This window comes from Telluribacter humicola (assembly GCF_017355935.1).
GTDB lineage: Bacteria > Bacteroidota > Bacteroidia > Cytophagales > Spirosomataceae > Telluribacter > Telluribacter humicola.
In genome coordinates this window covers 92,158-105,707 of the sequence record NZ_JAFIQT010000006.1, presented here as the reverse complement: position 1 = coordinate 105,707, position 13,550 = coordinate 92,158, and the positions used below count along the sequence as shown (strand labels likewise).

Sequence of the window (13,550 nt, the reverse complement as noted above, 5' to 3'; positions counted from 1 at the left end):
TTAAACAGAAGTACTATGACAATAGCCATCATGCAGCCTTACTTTTTACCCTATATTGGGTATTATCAACTCATCAAGGCAGTTGATAAGTTTGTGATGTATGATGATGTCAACTTTATTAACCGGGGCTGGATCAATCGGAATAATATGCTGGTCGGCGGGAAAGCGCACCTGTTCACGATCCCCCTGAAAGATGCCAGCCAGAATAAACTGATTAATGAAGTAGCACTGGCAGACGATGCCCAATGGCGTAAAAAATTACTGAAGACCATACAGCAGTCGTATCAGAAGGCCCCCTGCTTTAAGGGTGTTTTCCCGATAATTGAAAACATAGTCAATTATACTACTGAAAGTATTTCTGAACTTGCGCTTCAAGGTTTGGTTCAGGTCAATACGTATCTGGGTATCACAACAGAAATCATCCCCTCTTCTACGGTTTACGCTAATTCTGAGCTGAAAGGCCAGGATCGTATACTGGATATCTGTCAAAAAGAAAATGCTACCCGCTACATTAATCCGATTGGTGGTATGGAATTATATGACAAAAGAAAATTCGAAGGGGAAGGTATTGAACTTTATTTTATAAAATCTTTACCCCATTCGTACCCTCAGTTCAAAAATGACTTTGTACCTTGGCTCTCCATGCTGGACGTGCTGATGTTCAACGAAGTAAGTACCGTACACGAACTACTAACCGCATACGAACTAATCTAAGAATGGCAAAAGTTATTATATTCGGAATAATGGACACGGCCGAACTGGCCCACTACTACCTTCAGCACGACTCCGAGCACGAAGTCGCAGCATTCACCGTCAATCGTGAGTACCTGAAGGAAGAGTCTTTCAGAGGGCTTCCTCTGGTTGCATTTGAAGATGTAGAAACCATTTTCCCTCCCCAGGAGTACCAGTTCTTTGCACCCATGACCGGTCGCAACATGAACCGTAACCGGGAAAAAATATATAACGAAGCCAAAGCCAAAGGCTATAGCTTTATTTCCTACATTAGTTCCCATGCCACTATTCTGGATCGGAGTGTAGTGGGTGAAAACTGCTTTATTCTGGAAGATAATACCATTCAGCCATTTACGACCATTGGTAACAATGTAGTACTCTGGAGTGGAAATCATATTGGTCACCACGGTCAGATCAAGGATCATGTGTTCTTTACCTCGCACGTGGTTCTTTCCGGACATTGTGTAATTGAACCATACTCCTTTTTTGGTGTTAACAGTACTATTCGTGATTATACGCATATAGCACAGGGTACCCTGGTAGGTATGGCCGCCGCTATAACAAAGGATACCGAAGAATGGGGGATTTATATTGGGAATCCTGCCAAGAAAGTACCCGGAAAGCTTAGTCACGAAGCGTACTAGTAGTGTTAGAAGCAGGTAGAATCTCCTGCATAATGTGTTGTTAAGTGAGCGCCCTGTAAGAAGTGGAGAAATGTCTAAGAAAGTACTATTTATAAGTCACGATGCCAACCGAGCCGGCAGCCAATTGCTGCTGCTTCAGTTGCTTAGGCTACTCAAGAAAAAAGGAGTACCTATGCACCTGCTGCTATGCGACGGGGGGAACATCGAATCTGAATTCAGAGAGGTAGTACCTATCACAGTCATACCCGGCAGTGACGACTTACTTCTGAATCCGCGCCTTGACAATGTACTTTCCAAGGCTGGAGCTTACAGGAGCATCAAGCAGCAGAAACAGCGCAAAAAGCAGGAGCAATTTGAGGCAGAGCTCAAAGGACTGGATATTGGTCTGGTGTTTGTAAACTCCATTGCCAATGCTGAAATCTACCATAAGCAACTGACTTGTTTACACCACCTTCCGGTAGTCCTTTTTGCGCATGAGTTACAGATGTCGGCTGAGATCTATACCGAGAAGCCTGATCTCTCATTCCTGATCAGTAAGACCAATCACCTGATAGCGGTATCCAATGCGGTAGCCAGCTACTACACGAGGGAATTTGGGTTTCCGGAAGAAGAAGTAAGTACTTTTACCCTTATTGATCACGCTCAGATTGACAAGTGCCTTAAAGTAGCGGATCATCATCTGCTCGAAGCGCAGTACAACATACCTCAGGATGCCATCGTGATTGGTGGCTGTGGTAATGCCGAACTTCGCAAAGGAAATGATATTTTTAACTGGATAGCCCGGATAGTACTGCAGAAAACATCACCCCTACCGGTATACTTTGTATGGGTGGGTGCCGGTCCTGAACATTCTATTTATGACCTGCTCATCAGTGATATACAGCGCATGGAGCTTGAAGATAAGATTATACTTATCCCTCCTACGCCCAATGCCCTGGATCTGATCAGCCGGTTTGACGTACTGCTGCTTACCTCACGTGAAGATCCCTACCCACTGGTAGTACTGGAGGCAGCCCTCAATGAAACACCCATTGTGTGCTTTGAAAAGGCCGGAGGCGCTCCTGAACTCGTAGAGCATGACGCCGGATTTGTAGTACCTTATATGGATATTTCGGCTGCCTCTGAGGCTGTTATTCAGCTTATTGTTGATCCGGCCCAGCGTCAGACTATGGGAAGAATAGCCCGTGAAAAAGTCCTGAAGAGACATGACACACGAACCAGCATAAAGAAAGTACTCACAATCCTTCAAAGGTACCTAACTTTGCCGCTGTCCGAAACACATGATCGATGACCATTGCTTTTACTATTTGCTCTATTAATTACCTGGCCCAGGCTCGTACTTTAGGAGAATCGCTGGCGGCCACCAATCCTGATATCAAGTACTTTGTTGGATTAGTAGACCGTCTGGAAGGTGTTAGCTTTGATGAATCCTATCGTCCGGCCTTTCCTCTAGTAGAGATACACGCTATCGGCATAGAAGGCTTTCAGGAGATGTGTGACAGGTACAACATCACGGAGTTGAATACAGCCGTTAAGCCCTTTTACTTTACCTATTTCTTTGAAAAATACCCCGAAGCGGATAAAGTCATATACTTTGATCCTGACATCATCGTATATCAGCCACTCACCCATCTGCTGCAGACGCTTGATACGCACGAAGCAGTAGTTACTCCCCATGTGTGTACGCCCATTGAAGACCAGAAAACTCCCAATGAGCTACATCACCTGAATACGGGTGTTTTTAATCTGGGTTTTGTAGCATTCAAAAAAACGGCCCAGACTGAGAAGTACATCAAATGGTGGGAAGAAAAACTGCGATATGAATGTCTGATCGCGCTCTGTGATGGTCTATTTGTGGATCAGAACTGGATGAATTTTCTGCCTCTGTTCATTGATAATACCTACATTGAGCGCGATCCCGGCTACAATGCCGCCTACTGGAACCTGCACGAACGGCAGTTCAGCGTAGACCAGAATGGCATCCACTATGTTAATGAGGACCATCCGGTAGTTTTTTTTCATTATAGTGGGTATGATCCCGCTAAACCAGCTATACTTTCAAAGTACCAGGATAGATTTGAGCTCTCGGAAAGACAGGATATGCAACCTCTTTTCGACATTTATCGTAACAGCCTGATCCGTAACGGAAATGAGTACTACCGGAGGTTTCCCTGCTGCTACATTAAGCCTCCTAAAGTACTGCGGTACCAACGGGTCAGAAAGTTTCTAAAAAAACGGGTAGAGTACCTGATCGAAAAAATTGACACCATCTGATGAAAGAGTTAGTTACAGTGGTAGTACCTGTATACAACAGCAGATTAACGCCCTTTGAGGAGAAAATGCTGGAACAGTGTACAGCTACACTGGTAGGTTTTCCGATACTATTTATTAGTGAAGATAACCTTGATCTTTCCGGACTGAAAGAAAAATACCCCGACTGTACTCAATATACCTTTGACAGCAAGTACTTCGAGAGCCGTTCTGCCTTGTCCAGACTACTCCTGACCGAAGACTTTTATGAACGCTTTGACTGGAGTGAGTTCATCCTGTTATTTGAGTGTAATAGTTACGTATATCGAAACGAGCTCCGCTACTGGTGCCATCAGGGATATGACCTTATTCAGGCCGCTCCCACCGACCTGGACCGAAGTCCGTCTTTGTGGCATTCAATAACGAGCATAAGCCGGGCAAAAGTTCTATCGGCCGGGTCCGTAACGGAACTGGAAGGAAGTGGAATATCACTCAGAAGGGTAGAAAAGCTTCGCAAAGCATTGAATAAGTATAAGAGGGAGGCTTATCAATACAGAAACAAGTCGGAATCCCTAAAAAATGATTCATTATTCTGGGAAACCGAAATGAATAAAGGATGGCCTTCTCTTCAGATACCTACCCCCATAGTACGTGATCGCTTTGCCTTATACGCAAATTCCAAAACATTTGAGGCCGTAAAGCCGTTCGCTCTAACGGGGTTGACCGAGAAAGATACCTATCAGGGAATTGATTAGTTAGCCCAGTCGCCATTATCAGTATACATGAATATCTTTTTTACAGTATGCAATCGTACCGAACTGCCTAACGCCATAGCTCTGGGAAGTTCAGTAAAAAAATACCATCCTGACGCGCAAATGATCATAGGTTGGGTAGATGAAGCTCCGGTTCCATCCTTACCCGAAGAGATGCTGCGTTTGTCGGTAAAACTTATTTCCATCCCCGGCTGGGCTACTATGTACGAGCGCTACTATGACTTTGAACTGGTAGCAGCCTGTCGCCCCTGGTTTGCCCACTACATCCTGCAGACTAATCCTGAGTGCAGCAGGCTCGTGTTCCTGTCACCTACTACTGTACTGTATCAGGCAATTCCCTTTACTGATTTGCCCGAAGCGGACTTACAGCTGACACCTCACATCACACAGCCGCTGCCGCTTACTATCGAGCTGGACGACAAAAGGATACTTAATATTGGCATGTACCATGCCGGAGCGTGGATACTACAACATGGTACCGAAGCCGAAAAGCTACTAGACTGGTGGAAACAGCGGACCTATGACCGAGCCCACTTTGACCTATGTCAGGGGATGTGTATGGATCAGTTGTGGCTTAATTTTGCTCCTGTTTGGATCCGGAACACTGCCCGGATCAATCTGCCGGGATGGCATCTGGGGCTACATTCTATTGCACAGAGAGAACTCAATATAGTCAATGGACAGTACCAGGTAAATAATAAACCTCTTATTACAGCTGATTTTGCCGGTCTTACCAGCTATCATCCGGTCTGGTCTGATCATCAGCAGCTCTTAAAACATAACAGGACCTTTGAGCAACTGTACAGAGAGTACAAACAAGGTCTGGAACAGTATAAAAAGTACCAGGTCAATAACACTCCTGCCTTTGGACAAACACCAGATATAAAAGGAAGCCGACAATTGAGAAAGGGTCTGGTCTCGAACTTAAAAAAGGTACTTACTCAAATAGATGAGTTTGAAATAAATCAATAAGTAAGACTCTAGAACTACCTCAGATCAGCCCGCCCGTACCATTGGAGCAAAATTGGGTACTCGTATATACTAATACTAAATCAGGACGTTTGTGTAATGGTTTGGGGCAGGTATCTGTACAACTACTAGTTAGGTGCTATATTCACCTAGTTACTGATAGCCAGCTGAATGCAGCTAATTATCATGAGGTATAAATGCAAGTAACGCTACTACACTATAGCTTAAAATAGGTATCTTTGTAATTGGATCAAAAGCAGACTACCACTTACAGCATTGTTACTTTTTTACAAAGGAATCATAGGTTGAAAAGATAAAACATGGATGTTTCACAATTTATATCAGTTTTTAATCCACTCAAAAACTTTAATAACCTCAGGTACTCCGTAGGTATCTACATGCTATTCAATGGCTTCCCTATCATTTTCTTTGTCCGTGACACCTTAGGCATCGGTCCGGCATCAAGCGTATTTACAGCGGCTTTCTGGATGTTAGGGCTCGTGCTGATGCTCCCTGCTCAGCTGTTCATGCGAATTTACAAGCCCAATGCCATCTTGTTCAACCTGAGTGTTCTGTTCCTTCTGCTAGCCTTTTTTTACTATATGCTACCGGGTTCGACAGGAGCCGGTACAGTAACAGAGTTTGGAAACTACTTCTTTATTTTTGCGTACCTGATCCTAATCATACAGGTTCCCAATACGGTTAAAGACACACTTATACCTGTTATCTTTATACTTTCCCTGCTTTCTAACTTTTCGCTTATTTACTCACTTCTGGTCGACCCTAACTGGACCTTGGGTATGCGAGCAGCCATAACATTTGCTAACGAAAACGCCCAGTCAGGAGGTAATCCACACGCTGCCGCCCGGAATGCGATCGTTTGTATTATTTCTTCGGGTGTATTGATCTGGCAAAGCAGGAGCCTGCTACTAAAAACGTTCTTTTACTTCTGTATCATTTTTAGCGTTGTTATTATTATCCTTACCCAGACGAAATCTACTTTTCTGGCACTCATCCTTATGCTGATGTTTTACATCTATGCTAACTTCTCAATGAGAAAGATTGGTAGTGCCATTTATAATTTCTTCTCCTTAAAGACTGTACTTATTGCCATCTTTATATTCCTGGTTGCCAACTACTTTCTTAGCAGGTACTACGATATATATGCCATTATCCTGAATTATAGCGACGTGTTGTTCGCCCGCTTTTACAATGTATACTATACAATAACCGGCGTACAGATTGACGCAGAGGCTACCATTGATGCCTCTTCGATGGGTAGGGTTTCTAGCTTTGAGCTTTTCTTTGAATCTATTGACAATCCGCAGATCATGCTCTTCGGTCTTGGCTATAAAGCTACTTTTCTAGATGTACCCGTTCTGGAAGCGCTTATTAACCATGGACTCCTGGGCTTCTTGTTCTTTGACGGCTTTTTGTTCTTCTTATTAGTATATACTCATAAAGAGGTACTAAGAAAAACTAACATTATCGCCTTGTTTGTAGCTTACTTATATATCTATACCATCCCTCAAATGGTAACCGGAGGTCGCCCTTATGACATTACTTACTGGTTTTCATTCATACTAATGGTACGATTCCTGGGTATTAAGTACTTGGACGCAGCTCCCAAACAACGCACTCTGGCAACTGCAACAGCCTGATCCAGTTATTACTTACAACCAGCACTTTCCCTTTTTAGTACATGAAACGAGTTTCTCAGATTGCTTTACTTGTTTTTCTGGTAAGCTTTATCGCTCGTGTTATAATCATTAATTTTACCCCGAGTTCCAATAGCTTTGCGGATATCTCCTGCCTGGTAAATGGTGGTCAGATGATCAGTCATGGAATCAATCCGTATGATTTTGAAGATAATGTAGAGTTAAGAGAAAAATTGCGTCTGGATGAATTTGGTGATAATTACTGGCTGTGTTCTAACCAAGACAACTGGAATTATCACAGTGCTAATAACCTCCCCTTCAACTTGCTATTTAACGGTTTTCTGGACTTCTTTTTTGAAGGGAATGTGTATTACTACCGATATGCCTATGCCTTTCTTGACTCGTGCATCGGTTATATCACTACCCTGTTCTTTTTTCAGCTGATCAGCCTGCCCATCAATATTTTTTCCATAGCTTTTGTACTGTTGGTTAGCAGCCTTTCGCCTGCGCTTTTACTTAATGGTACCTTTATTCCCGAAGACAAAGGTTTTCAGGTCCTGCTGATCCTGCTGTCTCTGTGGTTTTCGATTCACCGGAAGTTCTTTTGGGCCTGTATTTTCCTTTCGTTCTCGATCGGATTCAAGGCTATAGGAGCTCTGATAGCTCCCATTTGTCTGGCTTACTATGTACTGGGTAAAGACAACTTTTTAAAGGTTCGGGAGTGGCAGACGTTAGTAAAGGAGTTATTTACTCCAACTTCCAGTCTTAAGAAGACAGTACTGTTCACCGTCGTGACTGTAGCTCTGTTTCTGGTCATATATCTACCGTTTGCCAGTGACTTTTCCAGAATCATCAATCAAAGGATTCTTTATGATATAGATAATGCGCCCAATCATTCATCGCTCTGGATAATCTTCTACCGAACGTTTCCGGAAAGCTGGCAAACCATCCGGACCACGATTCTGTGCCTGATTACGTTGGTGCTCCTGATCGCATTCTTAAAGAATCTGTTACCTGCCGATATTTTCCTCCTGTCTATACTACTTCTGTTTCTGTGTGTTGCCCTGTTGACGGGTTCTCTGGATCGTAATAATATGGCTATGCAGCCTGTCATTGTATACATGGCCATGCGGTGGAAGAAAGAGGGTATGATTTTGGGATGGTACTACGGAATAGCCGGTATTCTCATGCTGATTCCGGTAGCCTACAAGCATTTCATTGATGATACCATTGAATACGCTTTTTTCAGTAGCCTTTTTGTACTCGGGTACTGTATAGTTTTCTACTACATCGTCATCCGGAAAGCCTTTCAGCTCTGGATACTAAAAAAGGGGGTTATCGCTTAACCCCCTTTTTTTAAAATCAATCAGCCAGTAATAGTTATTTTACACCGCCTGGAAATATACCCTATTTCTGCTAATTTTTATAGACTCTGATTTCTAAACCTTCCTCTTTGTCAAATACTTTGATAGGGTTATACCCATCAACTGATCTCTCCGTAATCAAGTATTTGTATTTTCCATCTTTGAAGTCCTGCAGTGCCTTCTCCCACTCTACACTGTGACTAGTCAGTAGCACATTATCCATGTACACATCATAGTCATATTTCGGCACTTCTTTGCGATCACTGTACCGGAGCAGTATCTGGTACTGTATATCATAGAGGCCTTCATCTTCAAAGGCAAATGACTTTGCCACTACCGATAGCCCTGTATCATCCACTTCATTTCCACTCTTATTACCCAAGAGGTAGTTTAGCTTACGGATCATCAGGGTAGTGTCTCTCCGCTGCTCCTGATTCCGTAGCAGGGCAACTTCTGATTTCTGCAGGTAGAAATCCAGATCAATTGGTGCCAGTATTTTCACGTCAGCAGGTAACGTTTGTGCCCAGTCAAAGGCTGAAAACGCATTCATACGCTCATGACGCACCCCCTGAAATTCATAGTACCGCCACTGGCTGGCCACGGCGATGACAAGAACGAGTACCAAGCTTATTACCCATCCTGCCTTACGTATTTGATGGTACACATAACCAACTCCTAGACCAGACATAATCAAAGTAATTACTCCAGCCGGCAGTACATGGGTGTCGTAAATCTTGGCCGAACGCAGCACCAGGAAAAGAAAAAACACCCAGTTAAGCACAAGTACCCAGTACTGTATTTTTCGTTCTCTAAGCAGCACATAGGTACCCAGTACTGCAAGAATAATAATCAGGTAACTGGTTGGTTGATCAAAATAGCTACCAATGTAATCCTGGTTAAATAGGGTTTCCATTGGTTTATCGTTCATTTTGGCAATGATACCTCCTACAAATGACTTGGCTACAACCAGAGGATCGGTCAGCAGAAAAGGACAGAGCGCCACAAACACCATGAAGGTAAAGGCTACAGACCGCAGAGCAACTCGCCAGCGCTCATGCTCTGCCAGCAGGAAGAATATACTTAGAAAGAAGATAGGTGAGACGAACAAAAAGAGCAGACGCTCAGCTATAACAACAGCAAATAATGCCGAAAGCATATAGGCTTTATGAGCAGACAGGTTAGTGGTAAATACAAGGCGCACCAGAATGTACAGGAAAATACAGCCCGAAATACCTTCTGGTCGTAAAACGGGTGCACTGAACCACACCATATCCGATGTCACAATCAGAACGGAAAGAAGAATCTTAACAGCCGGAGTGAGGAGTGGATGTTCCTGACGATAAATGAAGCGGACTGTCAAAAAAAGAAAAAGACCTATAATAACTAACTGGACAGTACGGGCTACAAGTAGATATGGTTCACGATCAATCAGGTACTGGTAAGCTGTAAAATCAAATTTTTCAAAAACTCCGATCAGACTATCGTATGAACCTATACTACTAAGGAGAGTAACAAATACATCTATGCCATAAATTAAAAAAAATATTAAAGCAGTAGGTGTGGCGGGCCAGTCAAGACAGCGTGGTGTTATTCCGTACCACATAAACACACCCGAGTCAGCTACCGAATTCTCATCAACGGTATAATAGGAGAAAAAGGGAGGGGTGACGACGCTGACATAAAAGGTATAGATCCAAATAGCTAGAAGAAGAAGATAAGTCGGTAATTGGGTATTTTTTGTATTTAACATAGGGAATTTATTAGGCCCGGCTACTTAAACGAAAAGTAATTATAAATTTGCGGTGTCTGCGGCACAAAATTAGAAAAGCTTGGTACGGAAAATTGTTTTAGGAATTATTATTTTTTTAATTCTCGCTCTGGTGGCGGCAGAAGTAGTTTTGCGCTACAAGTATGGCTTCTTAAGTGCTCCCCTATACGTCGCTAGTCCTGATTATGAATACGTCTACGCTCCTAATCAGGAGATAGTACGGTTTGGCAATACCATCCGAACCAATAGCTACTCCATGCGAAATGATCCCATTGATCCGTCTGATACTACCGTTGTACTTTTGGTTGGTGACTCGGTCGTAAATGGTGGAAGCCTAACTGATCAGGATAGTCTGGCCTCTACTCTTCTGGAAAAAAGGTTGACCCAGGCTCTGGGTGGGCGGGTACGGGTCCTTAATATATCGGCCGGTTCGTGGGGTCCTGACAATGTAGCCGCTTACCTCAAAAAGTATGGCCTATTTAATGCTGATCTGATGTGCCTGGTAGCCAGCAGCCACGATGCGCACGATATCATGGGACATGAACCCATCGTAGGCATAGACCCCAACTTACCGGATAAGCAATTTGACTGGGCGCTGCAGGAACTTTGGGTACGGTACGAGTGGATGATTGAATATATGTGGGAAACCAAAGTAAATTTAGATAACCTGCTTAGATACATAGAAGGGAGCGCCAACTTTGCCCCGCTACCCGATAAAGACCGTCCGACTACGGGAATCGTAAAAAACGGTGAAGGATTTAATCCGGGCTTTATGGAACTGGCAGAAATAGCACAACAGAATAACATACCCTTCTTTATTTTTCTGCATCCGGAAACTTTAGAAATTGAGCAGGGTGACTATAATAATCAAGGCAAAGAAATCATTCAGTTTGCTCAGCAAAACGATATTCGCCTAATTAAAGAATTAGAGGCTGGAGCTTCCAAAGCATACTACCGCCGGGGTGACCTGGTACACTATAATTCAAGTGGCCAGCTATTCCTGGCGAATCAGCTGTACCCCCTGTTCCTCAACTACCTAAGCCCTTCACACTGATGCGTGTACTCATTATACATAATCAGCTGTGGGCTCATTACAAATCAAAGCTTTTCAGCGAAATCTATAACATCCTGAAGAATGACCACCCAAAGGCTGACTTCAAGGTAGTTCACATAGCTCTGCATGAAGCGAGCAGAGCCGTTATGAAGGATGATGAGAGTATCCGGTACGAGTATCCGTATGAAGTACTGTATCAAACCAGTCTGGACTCAGTAGGATTCAAGGACCGTCTCAAAGGACTACTGAAAGCTTATCATGCCTATAAACCCACCGTACTTAATATTACCGGCTATTTTGACTGGGCCCAGATCCTGCTAATGCTGTATGCAAAGACCCAGGGGGTGAAGATCGTACTTTCGTCTGAGTCATCCAGTATGGACAGGCCCCGCTCCGGCCTCAAAGAACGGCTGAAAGCCATGATCGTTAACTCAGCCGATGCGTATTTCTGCTTTGGTAGTTCTTCCGCAGAGTACCTTAAATCACTGGGCGTACCTGATTCCAAAATAGCGGTAAGACAGGCCGCAGTGATTGATGAACAGGTCATCCTGAAAGCTTACCAGCGGGGGACGGAGCTGCGCCCATTACTGCCCAACCTTCCCCGTTACCACTTTGTGTACGTAGGTCGACTGGCTCCGGAGAAGAATCTCCTGCTATTGATAAAAGCCTTTAAGGAAGCAAAGAAACGGGTGGAAGGTACCGCTGACTGGGGACTGATGTTCATTGGAGACGGCCCTGAAAAGAACAATTTAGCTGAATATATTAACCAAAACGGGATTTCTGGAGTTACTTTCACCGGTGGATTCCCCTGGCACAAAGTACCCGAGTGGCTGGCTCAGAGTAATGTGTTGGTACTTCCCAGCTTGTCCGAACCCTGGGGACTGGTTGTTAATGAGGCGATGGTTTGTGGTATGCCCGTAATCGTCTCCCAGAAATGTGGCTGTGCAGACGACCTGGTGAAGCAGGGGGTAAACGGACACCTTTTCGACCCGACTAACCAGGCTGAATTGGAAGAGATCATGTCATATTATATCATAAATCCCGATAGACTTAACCCTATGGGTGAGCAATCAAGGGCTATTATTGCCCCCTTCTCATCTACTAAAATAGCGCGGGAAATGGTCAATACGTACCGTAGCTTATCTGAAACAAAGTAAGGCTTTATGCGAATTTTAAATATTTGCGCTTATACCTGGGCTATTGGTGGTCCTGCCCGAATTATCTACGATCATACAACAGAGGTACTCAAATACGGCCATCAGGTTGATATACTGAGCCCAATGACTCCAGGAGAGAAGTCTTATCCCGTACCCGAAGGAGCCAGACTTATTGAATGTAAACGCACTCCTTTTTTAAGTAAGGTGTATCGTGAATTTTCACTGGAACTGTACGCTTATCTCAAAAAGAACATACACCTTTACGATGTTATCCAAATACACGGGATATGGCACTTTGGTAGTCTTGCTCCATTTTTGATCGACAACCATGTTCCGAAAGTAATTACCATTCATGGCTTGCTGGACCGCTGGGCCATCCGGCATAGCCAATGGAAAAAACAGTTGGTAACCCTTCTTTATCAGAAAAACCTATTGGGTAAAGCTGATCTTATTCAGATCAACAATACGGATGAAGAGGAAGATGTAATCCAGTACCTGGGCTACCGTCCACGCAACATGGTCATAGTCCCCAATGGTATGAAAATGGCGGATTATACCAACCTGCCTCCCAAGGGTACCTTTAGAAGCCAGTTCAAAGTACCTGCTGACAAAAAGCTCCTGCTCTTTATGGGGCGGCTCAACATCAAGAAGGGGTTAGACCTGCTGCTCCCGGCATTTGCAGAGTACAACCGCCAGCACCCGGATACTATCCTGATTCTGGCGGGGCCCGATGATGGTTATCAAGATAAAACAGAAGCTTTTATCCGCGAAAATGGAATGGAATCCTACATCCGTATGGTAGGTATGCTAACGGATAAAGTCAAGAAGGCTGCACTAGCTGACGCTGATCTGTTTGCACTGCCCTCCTATTCAGAGGGCTTTTCGATAGCTGTACTGGAAGCCATGACGGCTGGAGTACCTACCCTGGTTTCAGACCGTATCGGGTTTGGCGACTACCTCAGGCAGTACGACTCAGCCTGTATTACACCACTGACGGTTGAAGGTGTAACCCAGGGACTGCAAAAAACCTTGCAGAACAGCAGTTACCGGGCCGAAATTGCTGAAAAGGCCTTCAATATGGTCAAAGAGAACTTTGATATCCAAGTCGTAGCAAAACGATTACTGGATGAGTATGTGAAAATTAGTAAGGCTAAATAACTTTGTAGCCAATCACACCCGAA

Annotated in this window: 12 protein-coding genes; 11 read left to right on the top strand and 1 reads right to left on the bottom strand. The window is 44.0% G+C overall.

Translation table 11 applies throughout. The annotated features are described in order from the left end of the window. The first annotated feature begins 15 nt into the window (after positions 1-15). The 8 genes from JUB14_RS21445 (at position 16) to JUB14_RS21410 (ending at position 8,372) form a co-directional block, all read left to right on the top strand. Positions 16-714: a WbqC family protein gene (locus JUB14_RS21445; protein WP_207508882.1), complete on the top strand. Its 699-nt coding sequence runs from the start codon at positions 16-18 to the stop codon at positions 712-714. Between the two features lie 2 nt (positions 715-716). After that, the gene (locus JUB14_RS21440) at positions 717-1,376 is read left to right on the top strand and encodes an acetyltransferase (RefSeq protein ID WP_207508881.1); all 660 of its coding nucleotides are present in this window, start codon (positions 717-719) and stop codon (positions 1,374-1,376) included. A gap of 70 nt (positions 1,377-1,446) precedes the next feature. Continuing rightward, positions 1,447-2,667 carry a glycosyltransferase family 4 protein gene (locus tag JUB14_RS21435; protein WP_207508880.1) on the top strand — a complete coding sequence of 407 codons (1,221 nt, stop codon included), beginning with the start codon at positions 1,447-1,449 and terminating at the stop codon, positions 2,665-2,667. Continuing rightward, positions 2,664-3,650: a glycosyltransferase gene (locus JUB14_RS21430; protein ID WP_207508879.1), complete on the top strand. Its 987-nt coding sequence runs from the start codon at positions 2,664-2,666 to the stop codon at positions 3,648-3,650. Before JUB14_RS21435 ends, JUB14_RS21430 begins: the two co-directional genes overlap by 4 nt. After that, the gene (locus tag JUB14_RS21425) at positions 3,650-4,381 is read left to right on the top strand and encodes a DUF5672 family protein (RefSeq protein ID WP_207508878.1); all 732 of its coding nucleotides are present in this window, start codon (positions 3,650-3,652) and stop codon (positions 4,379-4,381) included. Before JUB14_RS21430 ends, JUB14_RS21425 begins: the two co-directional genes overlap by 1 nt. 27 nt (positions 4,382-4,408) lie before the next feature. Further along, positions 4,409-5,371, top strand: coding sequence for a hypothetical protein (locus tag JUB14_RS21420; RefSeq protein WP_207508877.1), 963 nt, complete (start codon positions 4,409-4,411; stop codon positions 5,369-5,371). Positions 5,372-5,688: 317 nt separating this feature from the next. Beyond that, positions 5,689-7,029: a hypothetical protein gene (locus JUB14_RS21415; protein ID WP_207508876.1), complete on the top strand. Its 1,341-nt coding sequence runs from the start codon at positions 5,689-5,691 to the stop codon at positions 7,027-7,029. A 41-nt stretch (positions 7,030-7,070) separates the two neighbouring features. Continuing rightward, the gene (locus JUB14_RS21410) at positions 7,071-8,372 is read left to right on the top strand and encodes a hypothetical protein (RefSeq protein ID WP_207508875.1); all 1,302 of its coding nucleotides are present in this window, start codon (positions 7,071-7,073) and stop codon (positions 8,370-8,372) included. 70 nt (positions 8,373-8,442) lie between these two features. Here the strand turns inward: JUB14_RS21410 and JUB14_RS21405 are convergent, their stop codons facing one another. Continuing rightward, positions 8,443-10,140 (bottom strand): hypothetical protein, encoded by a 1,698-nt coding sequence (locus JUB14_RS21405; protein ID WP_207508874.1) that lies wholly within the window; start codon positions 10,138-10,140, stop codon positions 8,443-8,445. A 148-nt stretch (positions 10,141-10,288) separates the two neighbouring features. Here JUB14_RS21405 and JUB14_RS21400 point away from each other — a divergent pair, with 148 nt between their 5' ends. The 3 genes from JUB14_RS21400 to JUB14_RS21390 are packed head-to-tail and all read left to right on the top strand — an operon-like array spanning position 10,289 to position 13,527. After that, complete coding sequence (locus tag JUB14_RS21400) at positions 10,289-11,212, top strand: hypothetical protein (protein WP_229368105.1); 924 nt, start codon at positions 10,289-10,291, stop codon at positions 11,210-11,212. Further along, positions 11,212-12,369 (top strand): glycosyltransferase family 4 protein, encoded by a 1,158-nt coding sequence (locus JUB14_RS21395; RefSeq protein WP_207508872.1) that lies wholly within the window; start codon positions 11,212-11,214, stop codon positions 12,367-12,369. Before JUB14_RS21400 ends, JUB14_RS21395 begins: the two co-directional genes overlap by 1 nt. Positions 12,370-12,375: 6 nt before the next feature. Next, positions 12,376-13,527, top strand: a complete 1,152-nt coding sequence (locus tag JUB14_RS21390; RefSeq protein WP_207508871.1) for a glycosyltransferase — start codon at positions 12,376-12,378, stop codon at positions 13,525-13,527. The last annotated feature ends 23 nt before the right edge of the window (positions 13,528-13,550 follow it).